Annotated in this window: 14 protein-coding genes; 1 reads left to right on the forward strand and 13 read right to left on the reverse strand. The window is 58.0% G+C overall.

Annotated elements, in window-relative coordinates:
• Nucleotides 1–49 precede the first annotated feature (49 nt).
• From ACK509_RS15935 to ACK509_RS15970, 8 genes are all read right to left on the reverse strand, one after another.
• On the reverse strand, nt 50–1,141 hold the full coding sequence (locus tag ACK509_RS15935) for a lipid II:glycine glycyltransferase FemX (RefSeq protein WP_410767553.1): 1,092 nt from the start codon (nt 1,139–1,141) through the stop codon (nt 50–52).
• A gap of 136 nt (nt 1,142–1,277) precedes the next feature.
• Nucleotides 1,278–2,195: a polysaccharide deacetylase family protein gene (locus ACK509_RS15940; protein ID WP_410767554.1), complete on the reverse strand. Its 918-nt coding sequence runs from the start codon at nt 2,193–2,195 to the stop codon at nt 1,278–1,280.
• The gene (wecB, locus tag ACK509_RS15945) at nt 2,188–3,267 is read right to left on the reverse strand and encodes a non-hydrolyzing UDP-N-acetylglucosamine 2-epimerase (RefSeq protein WP_410767555.1); all 1,080 of its coding nucleotides are present in this window, start codon (nt 3,265–3,267) and stop codon (nt 2,188–2,190) included. The genes ACK509_RS15940 and wecB overlap by 8 nt, the downstream gene beginning before the upstream one ends.
• On the reverse strand, nt 3,264–4,655 hold the full coding sequence (locus tag ACK509_RS15950) for a nucleotide sugar dehydrogenase (RefSeq protein ID WP_410767556.1): 1,392 nt from the start codon (nt 4,653–4,655) through the stop codon (nt 3,264–3,266). Before ACK509_RS15950 ends, wecB begins: the two co-directional genes overlap by 4 nt.
• Nucleotides 4,652–5,635, reverse strand: a complete 984-nt coding sequence (locus ACK509_RS15955) for a Gfo/Idh/MocA family oxidoreductase (RefSeq protein WP_410767557.1) — start codon at nt 5,633–5,635, stop codon at nt 4,652–4,654. Before ACK509_RS15955 ends, ACK509_RS15950 begins: the two co-directional genes overlap by 4 nt.
• A complete protein-coding gene (locus tag ACK509_RS15960; protein ID WP_410767558.1) occupies nt 5,632–6,735 on the reverse strand; it encodes a DegT/DnrJ/EryC1/StrS family aminotransferase in 1,104 nt (367 codons plus the stop codon). Before ACK509_RS15960 ends, ACK509_RS15955 begins: the two co-directional genes overlap by 4 nt.
• On the reverse strand, nt 6,735–7,310 hold the full coding sequence (locus tag ACK509_RS15965; protein ID WP_410767559.1) for a DapH/DapD/GlmU-related protein: 576 nt from the start codon (nt 7,308–7,310) through the stop codon (nt 6,735–6,737). The genes ACK509_RS15960 and ACK509_RS15965 overlap by 1 nt, the downstream gene beginning before the upstream one ends.
• 239 nt (nt 7,311–7,549) lie before the next feature.
• Complete coding sequence (locus tag ACK509_RS15970; RefSeq protein ID WP_410767560.1) at nt 7,550–8,137, reverse strand: metal-dependent hydrolase; 588 nt, start codon at nt 8,135–8,137, stop codon at nt 7,550–7,552.
• Nucleotides 8,138–8,439: 302 nt separating this feature from the next.
• On the opposite strand from ACK509_RS15970, the gene ACK509_RS15975 reads away from it, so the two are divergent.
• Entirely contained in the window at nt 8,440–9,519 is a 1,080-nt protein-coding gene (locus tag ACK509_RS15975; protein ID WP_410767561.1) for a DUF354 domain-containing protein, read from the forward strand.
• A gap of 64 nt (nt 9,520–9,583) precedes the next feature.
• On the opposite strand, the gene ACK509_RS15980 is transcribed toward ACK509_RS15975, so the two are convergent.
• From ACK509_RS15980 to ACK509_RS16000, 5 genes are all read right to left on the reverse strand, one after another.
• A complete protein-coding gene (locus tag ACK509_RS15980) occupies nt 9,584–11,419 on the reverse strand; it encodes an asparagine synthase (protein ID WP_410767562.1) in 1,836 nt (611 codons plus the stop codon).
• A gap of 201 nt (nt 11,420–11,620) precedes the next feature.
• On the reverse strand, nt 11,621–12,661 hold the full coding sequence (locus ACK509_RS15985) for a glycosyltransferase (RefSeq protein ID WP_410767563.1): 1,041 nt from the start codon (nt 12,659–12,661) through the stop codon (nt 11,621–11,623).
• Nucleotides 12,658–13,713, reverse strand: a complete 1,056-nt coding sequence (locus tag ACK509_RS15990) for a DUF1616 domain-containing protein (RefSeq protein WP_410767564.1) — start codon at nt 13,711–13,713, stop codon at nt 12,658–12,660. Before ACK509_RS15990 ends, ACK509_RS15985 begins: the two co-directional genes overlap by 4 nt.
• Nucleotides 13,714–13,715: 2 nt before the next feature.
• Entirely contained in the window at nt 13,716–15,644 is a 1,929-nt protein-coding gene (locus ACK509_RS15995; protein ID WP_410767565.1) for a hypothetical protein, read from the reverse strand.
• Between the two features lie 189 nt (nt 15,645–15,833).
• Complete coding sequence (locus ACK509_RS16000) at nt 15,834–17,327, reverse strand: oligosaccharide flippase family protein (protein WP_410767566.1); 1,494 nt, start codon at nt 17,325–17,327, stop codon at nt 15,834–15,836.
• Nucleotides 17,328–17,849 lie beyond the last annotated feature (522 nt).

The following is a 17,849-nucleotide window of genomic DNA, read 5'->3' on the forward strand; positions in this document are numbered from 1 at the left end:
GTGTGTTGGAAGTGGGTGTTCAGTTCAGGCAGTGCTATGCGAGTGTTCGTCAGTGAAATCGCTTGTACAGGGCCTCCATCACCGCAACGGGTGGCGGGCGACGCGACGACCTGCTCGGACTCACGAGCGGCGTGAGAGTGTGTTTGTAGACGTGTGCGACCGTCTTGGCTAATCTCGACCCGTGTTCGATTTGGTAGTGCATCTCGAGTGTCGGATTGAACTTGCTCTTGTAGCCGTTGAGCCGGGGATTGTTGGCACCGACGAGGTCGTACCACGACTTGCCATTCGCTTTTGCATCCATCATCACTCGCCAGTCGAGGTTGTCGTTGATTTGGCCGTCCACGTCGTTTTCTGTCTTGACACCACCTTGCCAGCGGTAGACCCTGTCACCGTATTCGAGTGCGATGATGCCGCCGACGAACTCGTCACCGTCGCGGAAGACGTAGGGCTTGATCTGCCCTTCTGGGAGTCCCTCGTACAGATCGACCACGAAATTCGATGGGATACCGAAGAACTCGTCCTGTTCTTCGTATCGCGCTTTCACCTGTTCGACGATGTTTCGAATTTCATCGACGCCGCCGACGGTGATGTTCGAGGCCAACTTCCGACCGTCGCGGATGTTACGTCGCGCGTTTCGACTGAACGACATCAGGAGGTCGTCTTCGTCCGGTTGGATATCGACGAGATAGGTGTACTTTGGTTCGGCGTCACAGCCTTCCCAGAGAAACGGTCGCATATCGTCGTACGACCCGTTTGTTCGGATGTGCGTGTAGTGTGGGTTGAACGAGAGTTCGACCCATTCACGGCAGCCTTCGATGAACTCCGTTCGGAGTTGCTCGGCCTTGCGTGCCTTCATACACCCCATGTCCAGCATGGCTGGACCGAGGTACGTCACTCGGATGTCCGGGGGTGGGGAAAAGGCCGCTTTGAACGGTCCTTTCTCCACCTCGAAGATTGGAAATAGCCCAATCGGTTCGTTCCCGTTGAACCCAACGAGTGGATGCAACACTGCGTCCGAATAGGTGGCTTGCACCGTGAGTGCGTGATACTGATGGAAGAGTCCAGCATCTGGAGAGCGTGCGACGTAGCCGTCCCACTCCTCTCGCTGGCTTGCATCTAATTCTCTAATTTCTATTGTCATGGTTTCGAAGCGGGGTATCTCACTCCGTACTCTCTCAGGCCGCCGTTCATACGCGAAATCCTGAGAGTCATGTTCGAGTTATGAAATGCATTCGGGTGGAATTGTTATGCGGCGTCTATCCCCTCGCAGGGTGTTCCTACATGCTGCCGTTCGAATGCTGAGTCCAGGAGGATGAGGCCGAAATGACCGCTGATTCGGGAGTATCGTTCGAAAGGAACTGCTGGTAGTAGTCTCCGACCGGGCCGACCCATGCGCCGTTGGCAAGCGCCCACTCGATGAGTTCGCAGTAGAGGCGGCGGTAGCCGGGGAACTCGACTTCGTTAAAGTATCGCGGGTGCCACAGCACGGTCATCACCGCGTCGTTCTCCTTGGCCTCGATGAGCAACTCTTCGCAGATTGCCCACGCTTCGTCGTAGTTCTCGCTTGGGTCGGGCAGCGCCATCTCCATCAGCGTGAGCGGGAAGACGGTAAACGAATCGTCGAACGGACGAATCGGTTGGTAGCCGTTTTCGAAACCGTAGGTTCGACTCGACCCGAGACTGGCGTCGTACCTGAGGCCGAGGTCGCGGTGGTACTGCCAGGTTCGAGAGCCGAGTTTGAGGTGGTGCTGTCGCCCACCGACAATCTCGTGACCGAGTACCTCTTCGAGGGCGGTTTTCTCGGCTTTGAGCTTTCGGTAGTCGTCACTGGACCGGAACGAACCGTGCATACCGACCTCCCAGCCACTGTCCTCGAGGTCGCGGATGACGTCGACGAGTTGCTCGTCGGTGATGTCGTACCGTCCGAAGTGTTCGATCCAGTTCTTGGCTTCGAGCCAGTCGCTGACGCTCCCGGTTCGGAGCAGACTCGGTTCGTTCAGGAAGTAGAACGACGAGCGAACACCGCGTTCTCGTTCGAGTTCGATTATCTCCTCGAACTGCCAGTAGGGATTTTGCTGGAGTAAGAACGTCTTGAGGTGGTACAGCGATTGCTCTTTCAGGCCGTAGTAGAGCCCCTGATACGTCTTGTACGGGCGGTCAACGTCGTGCGTGAGGAGGAGGGCAAACTCACTCATCGCCGAACTCCGCAATTGCATCGACGATTCGCGCTGCTGCGGTTCCGTCACCGTACAGGGATGGCTTTTCGGGGAGGCCATCGGTCGATTGGAGCGCCCGTTCGATTGCCACGGGGTCGGCACCGACGAGGGTGTTCCACCCAGCATCGACGGTTTCGACCCATTCGGTCTCGTCACGGAGTGTGACACACCGCTTGTCGAGATAGAATGCCTCTTTCTGGACGCCGCCAGAGTCGGTTGCGACTCGCTCGGAACCGTCGAGCAGGCGGACGAAGTCGAGGTAGCCGACCGGGTCGACGACCATGAGATGCTCGTCTTCGACCACGCGCGTCCAGAGCCCAGCGTTTTTGAGCGCGTTCTCGGTTCGCGGGTGAATTGGGAAGACGACCGTTTTTCCGGCCGCAGACAGGCCAGAGACGATATTTTCGAGTTTTTCGTGGTCATCTGTGTTGGCGGCGCGGTGGACGGTTGCGAGGATGTACTCACCGTCTCGTAGACCGAGGTCTTCGAGGACAGTCGAGTGTTCGCGTGCGGTCGCACGGCTCTTGAGAATCGCGTCGTACTGGACGTCGCCGGTCACGTAGACGCCCTCGGTGACGCCCTCTGATTCGAGGGTGAGCGCGGCCGATTCTGACGGTGCAAAGAGCATGTCCGAGCAGTGGTCGGTGAGGACGCGATTGACTTCCTCGGGCATCTCCCAGTTGTAACTGCGGAGTCCGGCCTCGACGTGCGCGACGAGCGGTCTGCGCTTTGACGCCACGAGTGCGGCGGCGAGCGTGGAGTTCGTATCTCCGTAGACGAGGACGATATCCGGGTCTTCGTCTTCCATGACCGCGTCGAGCTTCTGCATCATCTCGGCGGTCTGAAGCGCGTGGGGGCCGGACCCGACACCGAGGTTGTAGTCGGGTTTCGGGATGTCGAGTTCGTCGAAGAAGACGCCCGACATGGACTCGTCGTAGTGCTGGCCGGTGTGGACCAACACCTCGTCGTGCTGCTCGCGGAGCGCCGCCGAGACGGGAAACGCCTTGATGAACTGTGGGCGAGCGCCGACGACAGAGAGGATTTTACTCATCGGTCGCCTCCGTCGGTCGCCACTTTCTGCTGGCGTTCCGTCTCGGTCAGCCCACTGCCGACCGTGTAGACGCGGTGGCCGATGTCGCCGAGCGTGCCGCGCCCGTCGATGACGACGAGGTCGTCGAAGGCCGCCCAGTCGATGGTATCGAACTCTTCGTGCGGCGTGACGAGGACCATACCGTCGATATCGTGGGTCGCCAGCGAATCGAGCGCGACGGGGGTCGCACCGAAGGATGCGATAACCCCATCATCGAGCATCGGGTCCACTGCGAGGACGGTTGCACCAAGGTCGGAGAGCATCTCGATGACGCCTGCGGCGGGTGTGGCGCGGGTTTCTGCGACACCGGGTCGGTAGGTAACGCCGAGGACGGCAACCGTCGAACCGTCGATATCGCGGCCCATCTCACCGAGTTCGTCGGCGAGTTTCTGTGCCGTAAAGGCGGGCATGCTGTCGTTGACCTCGCGTGCGGTGAGAATCAACGGCGTCTCCGTCTCGACGCGACTCGTGACGAAGTATGGGTACCACGGGATACAGTGCCCGCCGACGCCGGGACCGGGTGCGTGGATGTTACAGAACGGTTGGGTGTTCGCGGCGTCGATTGCCTCGCGCACGTCGATTCCAAGGTCGTCGCGGATACGACCGAGTTCGTTCGCCAGCGCGATGTTCACGTCGCGGTAGAGGCCTTCGAACAGTTTCACCGACTCCGCGGTGGTCGCATCGCTCATCTCGATAACCTCGTTCGAGGTTATCTCGCCGTAGATGAGCGAGGCCACACGGGTGGACTCGGCATCGACGCCACCGACGATTTTCGGGTACGACTCGGTGATGTCTTCGAGTGCCTGCCCCGACGAGGTTCGCTCGGGACAGAAGGCGACACCGAACTCGTCACGCGAGAGGCCGCTCGCGGCTTCGATGTAGGGTGCAACGAGATCTTTGCTGGTTCCCGGCGGGACCGTACACTCGACGATGACCATATCGCCCGCCTTGATGCCCGTGGCGATGGTGTCGAGGACGGACTCGAATATCGAGAGGTCGGGCTCCTTGTCGTCCGACAGCGGCGTGGGCACGATAATGACGTGAATCGAGGCTCTGTCGGCGGCTTCTTCGCCGTCGGTCGTCGCGCGGAATGCACCACGCTCGACCTGTTCGGCGACGAGTTCTGGGAGTCCCGGTTCCTTGGCGACGTGGCACTGCCCGTCGTTCAATTGTTGGACGACGTCTTCACTGATGTCCATGCCGGTGACGTTGCCAGTCGCTTTGGCGTAGACTGCTGCGAGGGGGAGACCCATCTTTCCGAGGCCGTAGACTGCGACGGGGACGTCCCCGCGGCGGAGGGCCTGTTGCTGTTCGTCAGACGAGAGTGTAGTATTGTAGAGTCCTATCATTGTGTCACCGGGTCGTGGGTCCCTCCTGCGGCGTGTTCTTCGATGCGTCGGGCCATCTCGATGGCTCGGAGGCCATCTTCGGCCGAGACCAACGGCGGTTCGCCCGTCATCGCACTCTCGATGAACGATTCGAGTTCGTACTTCAGGGGCTCGCCGGTCTCCAGCATCGGCTGTTCCATGACTACTTCGTGGCGATAGCGGATGTTTCCGTTGTCACGCAGGTAATCAGGTCTCGATTGGCGGAATATCTGGACCGACTGATTGAGATAATCGACGCGGATGAGTCGGTCTGTGGTCGTAATATCGAGGGTTCGCGTCTTCTGTTGGGTCATGCGACTCGCGGTCAGCGAGCCAATCATGCCGTTTTCGAAGGTCAACTGGGCCGTTGAGTACTGTTCGTCGGCGGCACTCGCGGCCGCGACGGATTGGACCTTGGAATCCACGAGCGAGAGGAGGATATCGATATCGTGAATCATGAGGTCCATCACGACGCCGTCGCCCATCTGCCGGTCGAGTGGCGGGCCGAGGCGATTCGCTGTGAAGGCGATGGGTTCGACTTCGTCCAGCAACTTGCTGAGCGCGCGAACTGCAGGGTTGAACCGCTCGATGTGGCCGACTTGGAGCGTCACTTCGCGTTCTTTGGCGAATTGCGCCAGTGCGCGGCCTTCGTCGAGGTCTTCGACGAACGGTTTCTCGACGAGGACGTGGACGCCTTTTTCGATGCACTTTCGCGCGATGTCGGCGTGGTACGGCGTTGGAACGACGACACTGACGACATCGGCGTGGTCCAGCAGGTCGTCGATAGTGTACGCGTCGGTTCCGAAGTCTTCGGCGACCGATTTCGCGCGGGCGAGGTCGGCGTCTGCGACGCCGACGAGTTCGACATTGCGGAGTTCGGAGTAGACGCGGGCGTGGTTCGTTCCCATCGACCCGACGCCGATAACTCCGGCTTTGACGATTCGATTGGCGTCTCGGCTCACGTCACCACCTCCGCGTAGCGGGCGACGCTGCGGCCGATGCGCTTTACGTCGTCACCGTCGAGTCCGGGGTGAACCGGCAGCGACAGCACCCGCTTGGAAACTTCCTCTGCGACCGGCGCAGAGACGTTGAGGTGCTTGTACGGTTCTTGGTGGTGGACCGGTTTGGGGTAGTAGACGCCCGTGTCGATGTTCTGTGAATCGAGGTAGGATTTGAGTGCATCACGCTCGACCTGGTCGCACTGGACAGTGTACTGGTGGAAGACGTGTTCTGTCCCCTCGGGGACGTACGGCGTGGTGACCGGGGCGTCTTCGAGGAGTTCGGTGAGCAGTTTCGCGTTGGCCTGTCGAACTGTCGTGAAGACGGGCAGGCGCTTGAGTTGAGCGCGACCGATGGCGGCGGCGATACTCGTCATCCGGAAGTTGTGACCCACTTCGGAGTGTTCGTAGCCGGTGACACGACCGTGGTCGATGAATCGAGCGGCGCGTTCGGCCACGTCGGGGTCGTTGGTGGTAATCATCCCACCTTCGCCCGTGGTCATGTTCTTCGTCGGGTAGAACGAGAAGCACGCGGCATCACCGAACGAACCGACGGGTTGGCCGTTGATAGTCGCCCCGTGGGCCTGTGCGGCGTCTTCGATGAGCGCGAAGTCGTACGTCTCTGCGAGTTCGACGAACCGCCCCATGTCGGCTGGAAGGCCGTAGAGGTGGACGACGATGACGGCATCGACCTGTTCTCCGGCTTTGAGCCGCGCTTCGAGCGCGTCGGGGTCGAGGTTGTACGTCTGCGGGTCGATATCGACGAAATCGACTTCGGCACCCGTGAGGGCGACGGAGTTGGCCGTGGCGATGAACGTAAACGGTGTCGTCAGAACGCGGTCGCCAGGTCCGATGCCGAGCGCGTGGAGTGCGGCGTGGAGAGCCGTCGTCCCGTTCGACGTTGCGACGCCGTAGTCGGCCTCGCAGTAGTCTGCAAACTCACGCTCGAAGCCCCGAACCTCGGGGCCGTCTGCGATAATTCCGCTTTCCATGACCGCCTTCACGCGCTCGAACTCTTCGTCTCCGAGCTGGGGGGCGGCGATTGAGATATGCTTGTCAGTCATCATTTGCGAATCGTGTTCTCTCCTTGGAGGGGTGCAGGCAGTTCGCGGTACGTGGCTGGGGCACCCACTGCGAGCGTGTGTGGCGGCACATCCTCGATGACGACTGCTCCGGCGGCGACGAACGCGCCTTCGCCGATGGTGACACCGGGGAGGATGGTCGCGTTCGCGCCGATAGAGACGTTATCTTCGAGCGTCGGCCCGGTGAGTTCGTACTCCGAGCGAATCGGGTACATGTCGTTGGTCATCACGACGCCGGGGCCGACGAACACGTCGTTGCCGATGTGTGTATTCGTCGGGATGTAGACGTTCGTCTGGATGCTGACGTGTGAGCCGATGGTCGTGTTCCCATCGACGACCGATTGCGTCCCGATGAGGACCTTGTCGCCGATGGTGGTGTGCTCGCGGACCAGCACGTTGTGGCCGGTGATGAAATCGTCACCAATCTCGACGTCGTGGTAGATAATCGAGCCTGCGCGAATCCGCGCGCGCTCGCCAATCGTTGGCTCGGAGCCGTCTCCGTAGCCGACTGTGACCCCCTCGTCGATGAGGGAACCAGTTTCGGATTCGGCGCTCATCGTACTCCTCCGGCGTGTTCGCGGCGATTCGACGGCCGAGCATCCTCGGCGGAGTGCCGAGTCGAGGGTAAAATCATTGGTGTCATTTTCATTTCGGCGGGGGCGTGCCTGCCTCAGCGAAATTCAGTCTCGGTAACGGCTTTGTTATGGAGTGATTGCTACCCGTGAAACAGCGTTACCGACCTCTTTTTCGACACAAAGCATTCATTTACACCCGTTCGCTCGATTGGCCGACCGGGTTACCGGGATGCACTTCGACGAATCTCTGTCAAGGAACGCTTCAAAAGCTCGACTCCGGGCTTTCCGTCTGCAATCCAGAGGACGAATGCACTGCCGACGAGGACGAGTTCGAACAGCAGGTAGGCGAGCGCTTCCGGCCGTCGGAGGTAGAAGATGAACCGGCTCAGGTAGTACCACACCTGTCCGAAGAAGCCGTTTGTCGCGGTTTCGCCGCTGTGTGACAGTGGCCACAGGAACGAATCTAACGCGCCGTAGTTCCCGAAGAAGAACCCGCTGTAGAACAGGTCTGCGGGAATGTGTGAGAGATAGCCGAGTGCGAACGCGACACCAACAGTCGTGACTCCGTAGCGTCTGGAGACGAGGACGACGAGGAGTGCCAGCGGAATCGAGACGAAAACCGAGTGAGCAACCGAAATTCCGCCGGGGAAGATATTGAACGACCACGCGAGGGGCTTGTCGATAAGGTCGGGGAATTGCGTCCCGAAGGCCACCGCAAGAACGGCAAAGCCATCGAGTGGTCTATTCGCCGCTCGCGCCCACATCGAGACGGCGATGTAGCCGACTGCGAGGTGTTCCCACGGCCACATTAGCGAGGCTCCACGCGTGAACTTGCATGTATTCTGTGCGGGTCGGCAGCCGCGGTGGAGGATGGTACCATTTCTATATTCAAGAGGACGCCGAGTATCGTGCCACTTTCGCCGAAATCGGTCACTCGGACTAGTGCGAGTTTCGGATCGTCTTTGCTGGACACCTGAGGGGCGTTCGTCGTTTTGTTATGGTGGGTGTAATCACCAGGCTGGTGTCTCCCAACTGGCGAGATTCGTCCGGGCTCGCATGGGTAGACGCTGAATAACTACTCTTGCAGGCGTCCTCATCTCGGACAGAACTTATGCGATACGTGTTCTTCACAAACACTCCCGCGCACGTCCACCTCTACAAGTACGCAGTGCGCGAGTTGCAACGGCAGGGTCACGACGTTCTCATCCTTGGACGCGACTACGGTTGTACCAAGGACTTGTTGGAGTACTACGACCTCCCGCACGTCATCTACGGCAAGTGCGAGACGACGAAGAATTCGCTGTTCAAGGAACTCCCGTTCCACTACTGGAACATCTTCCGTGAGGTTCGAAAGTTCAAGCCGGACCTCATCTTCGGCATGGGTGGCTACTCGGCACACGCCGGAGCAATCTCGCGGACGCCGACCGTCCTCGTCCTCGACTCCGAGCCAACGTCCATCGACCACATCGTCTCTCGCCCATTCGCGAAGGCCATTCTCACCCCGCACACCTTCGGCAAGGAACTTGCAAAGAACCACTACCAGTTCCGCGGATTCAAAGAGACCGCCTATCTCCACCCCGACGTGTTCGAACCCTCTGTCGATATCCGAGAAGAACTCGGGTTAGAACCCGACGAGAAGTTCGCTGTCGTCCGTTTCAACGCCTTTGGCTCGCACCACGACGTAGGGCACAAGGGGTTCACCCCCGAACGCCGCCGCAAACTCATCGAGACGCTGAGCGAGTACGCAACCGTGTTCGTCCTCGACGAGAGCGAAGAACGCCGCGACGGCGACCTCGACACCCGGCCCTTCGATTTCCACCCGGCGCTCATTCACGACGTACTCTCGGAAGCGAGCCTCCTCGTCGCCGACACGCAGACGATGGTGACCGAAGCGGCCTTACTCGGCACGCCCGCGATTCGGTCGAACTCCTTCGTCGGCGAAGACGACATGGGGAACTTCAAAGCACTCGAACGCGAGGGACTCATCTACAACGTTCGGGAGTTCGACGAGGTTATCAAGCTCTCCGAGGAGATTCTCGCCGACGACGAATCGAAGGCTCGCTGGGCCGACAAACGCGATGCGTTCCTCGCGGACAAGGTCAACCTCACCGACGTAATCGTTCAAGTGGCGCTCAACTACGGAACCGTCGAACGGGTGCCGTCGCTGTCGAAACACACCGTCACGACGTAGTCGAACCGTCCGACGTAGCCAGTCGCTCTCGGACGAGAATTTTTCTGCAAAAATCAGCATCAGTTCAGCGAGCGTTAGCGGTTTCTGTCGTCACGGCTGCTGGTTCAGTTCGGTTCGTTCGGTGGTCGATGTATCGCTGTATCCACAACTCACTCGTGATGACGCCGGAGAGCGCATTCATGGACGACCCGTCGCCCGTGAGGTGATTCCACTGTAATCGCCGAATTGCGTCCGCGTCGAAGTACGGCCGTTCGCAGGCCGAGTCGAGCAGGGAATCAACGAACTCGGTGAATGCCTCGTTTTCGCGGTACCACTTGGAGAGCATCGAGCATCCATCGTCCGACTGTGAGTCGTCGGCGACACCGCCCGTCATACGATTTCGAAGGCTTTTGAGCGAACTGCCGATGGCGGTTCCGGTGGCGTGTTGCCACAGTGGCCGCGAGGGTGCGACGTTCGTCTGTTCGTCGGGGACCGCCGCCAGTCGTTCGTCGAGTCGGCGCATCAGCTCGAGTTTGGGGACTGACGTTCCCGCCGGGACCGCCCCGTTGGTGAACGGGAGCGTTCGAACACGGTGTTCCAGTGGGAGTTTCGCGACTGCCGTTAGGAACGCCGTGTTGCTGAATGGGATTCGCGTCCCGGCCTGGCTCTCGACGAGCGGCGTATGTGCGAACGCAGACCTGGAGACGGAGTTCCGGTAATAGCTGTCCATCGTCCCGTTGTAGAACCCCGATTTGTTGCTCGCTTGGACTGCTTCGCGGAACGACGTCATCGGGTCGAACGGGGTGTTCAAGAGTCGGCGAACAGTGTCCACATCGACCCGGTGGCCAGCACGGTAGAGCGCCTCTTCGGGCGACTTGCTCTGGGTAAGTGCTAACCGGGTAATTCCGTCTCCCAACGCGCTGTCTTGTCTATTCCCGTCGATGAATACGTCAGGAGTACTCGGGGTGTTGAACACGGCAGAAGGCGCGAGAAGTGTCGCCAGTTCGGCCATCCCGCTCGTGAGTTGGACGGATTTCTCGACGGAATCGACAAACTGCTCGGGGTCGATTGGTATCTGTCTCGTGTCGATACCGAGTTCGTCGACAACCGCTGGGGCGAGGTTGGGATGCCCTCCCGAAGCAGACGATGAAGTGTACGCACTCATGCTTCCGTGACGGCTGAACTCCGCGGCCAACAATCGGTCATCGAGTTCTCCCGAGAGCCACATTCCGACGCTTTCGCCCACCGTCGATGCGGTGGCCGCAACCGACGCACGATAGGCATCTGCGAGGTCGGATAGATACGACTCGCCTCGACTCTGCGTGAACGGATGTTCCCAGTAGCGACTTCGTTCGTAGCCGGACGTGCGGTCGTATTCGAGTACCGTCCCTGCCGGGAGATACTTCACCTCCCTTGCCAGTGTTTTGTCTCCCCACACGTGACCGGTCATAACGAGGTCACTTATCGCTCGCTCGTCGACGTGTGGGTCGTCGAGGAGGGTGGTCAGCGCACCGACTTCGGTTCCGAACGCGAAGGGGTCTCCGTCAGTGTAATATAAATGCCGCGTCCCCAGCTTGTCGCTGGCGAGGACAATACGCTCGGCCTCACTGTCGATGGCGGCGATGAGAAACGAGCCATCCAATTCGGGCAGCAACGAGTGTGGATCGTCCAGCAGTTGGTTGAACAACGTACCACGGCTCAGTTCGCCCTCGTTCGTCACCACCCCGTAGAGAACACCCATTCGCCATCTGTCTCGCCACGTCGTGCAGCCTTCGGGGTCTTTCGGGCCGTGGTGATACGCAGTCAGTCCGAATCCGGCGACGTGGTCCGCATCGCGCTCGTACCACTGTTCTTGATGGATTTCGGAGGCGCTCTTTTCGAGTGCCGTGTCGGTGAGGTGTCCGCCAACGAAGCCAGTCATCAGCGCCTCCCAACCCAAACCGAGGGAGCAGTCTCACACCAGTCATAACTATTGAATATCATTTACAAATGACAATATTTCTCTACTACACATTGTTATCCAGTACCTATCGGGTATTCTAGACGCCGCGGGAGAACGAGAGAGGGAGATTGATTTGTCGTCTACGCTGAGAAGAGGATCAATCTACGCTGTTTACCGGACTTACGATGCCGAAACGACGGGTTTGATCTCACGACCCGTCTCGTGATAGTCGTTTTCTGTGACGACATCGACGGTCTCTAGCGGGAACTCGGAGGGCTCTCGAACCTCCATGACGAACCCACGACAGAACCCAATCCACGAGATACCGTTCCGAACCCACCGTTCTGTTGCAAACGATGGGCCTTCCCAGAGTGCGTCGGCGACGAACAGGCTCACAGCCATCGCGACCCACCCGACGAACATCACTGGACTCACGACGAGTGTCGCCACCCCGAGCGAAAACAACAGCAAGAACAGGACGAACATGAGATTCCGAATCAACAGGAGCTTCAGAATCTGTGGCGAGGACAGCGATTGGCGGACCACCTGCCCGAGTCCGTACATGTAGCCGTTGCTCCAACGGCGCTTCAACTGCGAAATCTCGTAGGGGCGAGCGTGTGTGGCCGAGACGGTAGGTAGCCGAAGCAAGTCATACCCGGCGGCCCGCAACTGAAACCCAAGGATGATGTCTTCGTACCCCTTCAAGAATGGGTCGAACGTAGCGACTTCATCGAGGGCCGCTGCATCGTACAGCATCACCCCGTGGATCGCGTTGACAGATTTCTGCTCGTCGGATTCTGTTTCGTTCAGGTATCCATCGATACCTGAAACACTGTCGTCCTCTTCGATGATACGCTGTGCTTCTTGTATCCACCCGGTGGCAACCTCCATGTCGGCATCGACGAAGAGAATCAAGTCACCACTGGCTGCTTTCCAGCCGACATAGCGACCAGCGCCAGGTGTCGTCAGGTCGTCTTCCGTAATCTGGAGAACTGTAATTGGATACTGTTGGGCGCGTTCGACAGTTGCATCCTCGGAGTTCGAATCGACGAGGATAACTTCGAACGAGGGGCCGTCACGAAACGCTTCGAACACTGATTCGAGGCACGTTTCGATGTTCTCTTCTTCGTTAAGCGCCGGAATGACGACAGAGATTTTGGGGCTCTCTGTCGAATTGTCCGGGCTACTCCAACCGTTTGGGGAAAACGACACTTCACTCATATTGTCACTCCATTGTCTCTTATGTCTTCAACTGGTGACACTATCAATGTTTCAGTACTGTCAGTATCGACTGTTGAGTCACCGACGGTGACCGATATTTCGAGTACGCGGTGTGCCGTTTCGGCGGTCACATCTTGGGGTGCTTCTCCCTGGTAGAGCAGGAATTGGACAGTGAGGTTCTCTTCTTTCTGCGTCGGTGCGACCGGATACTGGACTGTCGCTATCTCTCCGGGTTGCACGTTCGCTGTTGTCCGGCCAAGTTCGGTCACCGATTGGCCGTCCTCCGAGACGAGCAGTCCCACAATCTCGTACTGTTGTGGGTCGTCTTCGTGCGACCGAATCTTCAGGGTGTACGGCTTTTCTTCGCCGACATCGAACGACTGTGGATAGCCACTCGCGACGAAAGTGCCGTTCTCGTTCGTACTCCCGACGTAGAACTCGGTCATACTTTGGGACCCACTACCGGTCATCGAGACGGCGGCACTCGTCCCGACCAACAAGAGGGCGATGACGACTGCACCGAGCGTGATGCGGTCGGTTGGAACGTTCTCCCAGATGCTCGTGTTCGTGGCCGCTCCTGTGTAGGCGTGCGTTCTCGTCGTCGGGCGTCGGTACACCGCGATTACTGCGGCACCCGCCGTCACGAGCGAGATACCGATTAAAATCAACCCAACGTTGAGCCCGGCAACGGCGTTGACCACGAGCGCAACCATCGGCACGAGTGCGATGGAGATGACGACGGCGAGCGTTATCCGCTCGAACAGCGAGATGCCGTCGGGGAGATACGAATTTGTGGCAGCCAGGTCGGCATCGGGCTTTGCTGGGGGTTTCGCGGAGGTCGGAACGAGTGCGGTGATAACCGTGTATCCGGGCGTGAACAGCAGTATCGGGAGTGCAAGTGGAATTCGAACGACCGTCGGAAGCCACTCGAACCACCAGAGTACGTTTGCGGCGAGGGCGGTGTAGCCACTGAGTACCACGAGAATCGCGGTGAACCGTTGGTCGAACACCGATTCAACGTCTTGGGTGGGGTTATCTGGAAGCATAGTCATCTCTAGCGGCAGTATTCTACCGCCCCAATCGTGTACACCGTATCACGCGACCCACAGACGGAGTCGTACGGGAGTTGGACGCGCAGTAGCTCTCCGTTGTACGTCGCTTTCGGCGCACCCTCCGTTTGGTAGCGCCGGTAGACTGCGGCGTCAGCTGCTATCGTTCCTTCTTCTGTTAGCTCGAACTGCTTCATCCGCTCGTCTTGCTGCCTGCGTTCGTAGACGGTCCAGTACGGATGGTCTGTCTGAAGCGTCGCGTCGTTCGGGTGGATACTCGATATCGTCTCTGCGGCTTGGAGTTCCGATTCCGAGTAACTGAACTCGGGGTAGATGTCGTTGAACACCGGGTTGTCCGGAGTTCCTTTGTGTGCGACGAGTGTCGCACCGGGGAAGACGACGGCAAAGATGAGGATACCAGCGACGATGGCTTTCGAGGGGTGATGCGCGGTGAGATATCGGATTCCGAACGCCGCGGCGAGCGCCATCGGGACGAACAGGAAGGCGAACCAGCGGTTCGGCACGAAGGTGTAGATACCGAACATGGGCATGCCGAGCGCGACGAAGAGCATGACCCCCGCCGAGACGAGCCACGTGAGGTGTAGCATCTTCAGTCGGTTCTGTCGAAGAAGCGTGAACGAACCGATGAGGGTGACGAGTAAGAACAGCAAGAACCCGAGGGAGTCGATGAGCCCGACCGACATCGGAATCGTGGTGATGAGCGACTCGATGGTGCTATCGGTCACAGACGTGTTGCTGACGAGGTTGAGGAAGCCAGCGTAGGCTTCGAACTGGCGTCTGAACAGGTCAATCATCCCGGTGAGGAACGATTCGCTCGAAAGCGGTGTGTACATCCAATCGACGAACGTCACGAGCAACGTGAACGCGAACAACGCGACGAAGTTCACCTGCTTGCGAGCGTCGTACAGGTGATGCGAGATTCGTGCGGGAAGCGCGTACCGATAGGCGAGTTGTGTCGCTGCTCCCGTCCCGAGGAAGACGAGTGCGACGAACGACGAAATCTGGTGTGTGAGGACGATTGCGAGGCTGAAGAACAGCACGAAGATGTACAGTGGGCGGCGATTTTCGCTGACGTAGATTTTCGCAACGCCATAGAATATCGCCATGAAGAACACCACTCCCGTGCTGGTGGGAATGATTTCGAGTCCCCACCGAACGACGTGGTCGCTGACGCTGTAGATTGCCATCGCGAGCAGTGACCATCGAACGGAGAGGAAGTATCGCGACGTGAAGTATATCAGCAGCGTCGAGAAGGGGATAGCGAAGCCAAGTGAGACGTACACTGCGGTTCTGAGCGAGGAGTCGAACAACTCTCCAGCGAGTGCGACAAAGAGGTGATACAGCGGTGCGGCGTAATATTTGGAGTCTGCCATCCCCGAGAGGTGGCCTGCCTGTTGAATCGAGGCGGCGAACTCGGTGATGTGTGTCCAGGTATCGACTCCAATCAATCCCGGTGTCGTGACCAGTGCGATACCCCGCACGATAAGGGCGAACACCAGCAGTTCGCCGATGATGAATCCGGGTTTGAGCGCGGATTCGCGTGCGAAGATAATCTGGACGAAGATGAGAGTGGCGACGACAGAGGCAACCATGAAGAACGGAATGGTCCGGCCAGCGGTGAGGAGGCCGACAGAGACCATGCCGCCGAGGCCGACGATGGTCACTGCTCGCAGGATGTGAACGGTGTGTTCGGATAGCTGCCAGTTCGTAAACGAGGTGTCCGGGTGTCCGTAGTGCTTGACAGCGAGAAAGACGACACTCGCTCCCCCGAGGACGAGCGGAATCGTTTCGATTAGAATTTGCGAGGCAAAGAAGCGTAGCGGAAAGAGCAGAATTGCAATCACGAGAACGGCGCTAGCAACGAACGTATCTAGCTGCCGTGCTCCGAGAGGGCTATTGTTAATCAAGCTCATCCCTCGTAATTTCTTGTGAAGACACATCTGGGTTCCAGACCGTCAGATGTTCCATAATGTGCGCGCCGTGTGACTGTACCATGTGATGATTTATTGAACACTTTTGCTATTGGTTGTTTAGTGCCTAATTGGGTAGGGGTGGTCGATTGCTGAGAGGTAGAATCGACAGGTTTTGAATGAAAAAACACCTCACCGAGAGACCTTCGGAACCGGGAATGGAATCGCTGAGAGACCCAGACGAACCTCCTTTCTGTCGATTGCACCGGTCCCGAGGGCGACCGCCCAGAACAGGAGAAAGCCCACCGGCGGGACGAGTACCAACGCGATGATATCGTTGGCGATGACCGATTCGAGAGAGAAGATAAGTGGGAAACTCACCACGGCGGTAGCGACAATCCGAACGGGACGAAGGCCTGCGAGCGGCTGGTAGCCAAGATAGTACCCACACGCGACGTGCAAGAAGAACATCGACCCGTAGCTAATACTCGTCGCGACCGCGGCACCGATCATTCCGTACTGTGGAATGAGTATCCCGTTCAGCGTGACGTTCCCGAGTGCTGCCAACGCAGTGGCTCCGATAAGCGGCCAGAGTCGGCCTTTTGCGGTGTTGATACCCGAAATCGGAATCGCCAGTGCAAACCCGAACGCACCGAGCAGGAGGTACGAAAGCGGCTGGTAGACCACACTGAACTCAGCGCCGTAGTATATCGGGATGAATCTGTCTGCCAGTGTGAACACGCCGATGACGAGCAACGAAGTGATGAGGAACACGTAGCGAGTGACTTTCCCCGCCAAATCGCTGATGCGCTCGTGTTCGCCGCGAGACCACATCTTCGACGTCGAGTGGAGCATGAGCGTCTGGAACGCCGTTGGAATTAACCAGATGTACTCGGCGAGTTCCAACGCGGCCTTGTAGAATCCGGTTTGCTCACCGCTGACGAGCAACCGCAGCATCATGATGTCCACGTGGAACAGCGACGTCATCAGCAACACGAGGACGATGTTCAATCCGTTGAACGACAGCAACTCTCGATACGGGAGCGACGACATCGGTTTACGAATTGCCGCACGAATCGATAGCCGACGGGACAAGACGATGACCCCGACGAGCAGTACGACAGTCGAACCGATGGCTTGGGCGACGAGAAAACCAGCGACACCCAGTCCAATACTCGCCAATCCGAGGCCGACGCCGACTAAGATGATTTTCTCGACGACGGTGAGTGATTCAGAGTACGGTTCGAGTCCAAGTCCGAGCAAGGCACGACGGATGAACGAGCGAAGTTGGACGGTAATGACGAGTACTGCAAGGAGATAGAAGTACACCTCGAACTCTCGGTCTAACACCTGTTGTAGGACGCCTGAGGCAGTAAGAAGCACGAGCGTTACGCTTCCGATGACTGCCAGCACTACCGCGAGTTTCAGATAGAATCCGACGACACCGGCTTGCCATCTATCGACATCTCCTCGCTCTTCGGCGATGAACTTCTGTGTTCCTTCGGTCACGCCTGAGCTAACTAGAATCATGAGCAGCGAAAACGTCGATAAGAGAAATGCGTAGTTCCCGTACCCGGTCGGGCCGAGTACGCGGACGATGAGTGGGAGCGAAAGGATACCAACTACCGAGGTCAGTATTTTCCCGTTCAAAATCGACAGGAACCCACTCGTAAGGTCTCGACTCATCTTTCAACGATTCCACGTGACTGGTCATTGTAATGGAGAGTCTATCCGCACGATGACTCCCCGCAATTGGTCGGTTTTCGCCGCAAGGCTGACCGCTGACTCGGTCGCTTTCTGACTCTACCTGTGACGTGACATCGAATCAGCAAATATCGGCCCAATAGATGACACCCAATTGAATTTTTGACTGACTGTCTTCCCTCTTCGAAGTAAGTTGAATAATTGTACGTTAATCCATACTATCGGCTGAAATTGTTGTCTTTGACCACTAGGAGTTATAAGATGTCTGTTTAATTTCTAGTTCGAGAGACAAATTAATCCTATCCAAAATGGTGAATTTTTGGATTAATAGTCTACTAATCGTGTATTGACTTGATGAATATCTGGATATCATATGCAAACCATCCGCAACTAAATTAATATCATCTGCGAGAAGCTGGTAAAATTGCTTAATGAGCCACATTAGTGGGGGATTAGTATGTCAGAGGACAGCCGTCAGGAAGAGCGGCCAAACGAATTTGATCG

The sequence above is a fragment of the Haloferax sp. DFSO60 genome (assembly GCF_046557615.1).
Taxonomy (GTDB): Archaea; Halobacteriota; Halobacteria; order Halobacteriales; family Haloferacaceae; genus Haloferax.

Coding starts and splice junctions, on each gene's coding strand:
- ACK509_RS15935 (WP_410767553.1), bottom strand. CDS start 1,141: ATGACAATAGAAATTAGAGAATTAGATGCAAGCCAGCGAGAGGAGTGG.
- ACK509_RS15940 (WP_410767554.1), bottom strand. CDS start 2,195: ATGAGTGAGTTTGCCCTCCTCCTCACGCACGACGTTGACCGCCCGTAC.
- ACK509_RS15975 (WP_410767561.1), top strand. CDS start 8,440: ATGCGATACGTGTTCTTCACAAACACTCCCGCGCACGTCCACCTCTAC.
- ACK509_RS15965 (WP_410767559.1), bottom strand. CDS start 7,310: ATGAGCGCCGAATCCGAAACTGGTTCCCTCATCGACGAGGGGGTCACA.
- ACK509_RS15960 (WP_410767558.1), bottom strand. CDS start 6,735: ATGACTGACAAGCATATCTCAATCGCCGCCCCCCAGCTCGGAGACGAA.
- ACK509_RS16000 (WP_410767566.1), bottom strand. CDS start 17,327: ATGAGTCGAGACCTTACGAGTGGGTTCCTGTCGATTTTGAACGGGAAA.
- ACK509_RS15970 (WP_410767560.1), bottom strand. CDS start 8,137: ATGTGGCCGTGGGAACACCTCGCAGTCGGCTACATCGCCGTCTCGATG.
- ACK509_RS15985 (WP_410767563.1), bottom strand. CDS start 12,661: ATGAGTGAAGTGTCGTTTTCCCCAAACGGTTGGAGTAGCCCGGACAAT.
- ACK509_RS15950 (WP_410767556.1), bottom strand. CDS start 4,655: ATGATAGGACTCTACAATACTACACTCTCGTCTGACGAACAGCAACAG.
- ACK509_RS15995 (WP_410767565.1), bottom strand. CDS start 15,644: ATGAGCTTGATTAACAATAGCCCTCTCGGAGCACGGCAGCTAGATACG.
- wecB (WP_410767555.1), bottom strand. CDS start 3,267: ATGAGTAAAATCCTCTCTGTCGTCGGCGCTCGCCCACAGTTCATCAAG.
- ACK509_RS15990 (WP_410767564.1), bottom strand. CDS start 13,713: ATGACTATGCTTCCAGATAACCCCACCCAAGACGTTGAATCGGTGTTC.
- ACK509_RS15980 (WP_410767562.1), bottom strand. CDS start 11,419: ATGACTGGCTTCGTTGGCGGACACCTCACCGACACGGCACTCGAAAAG.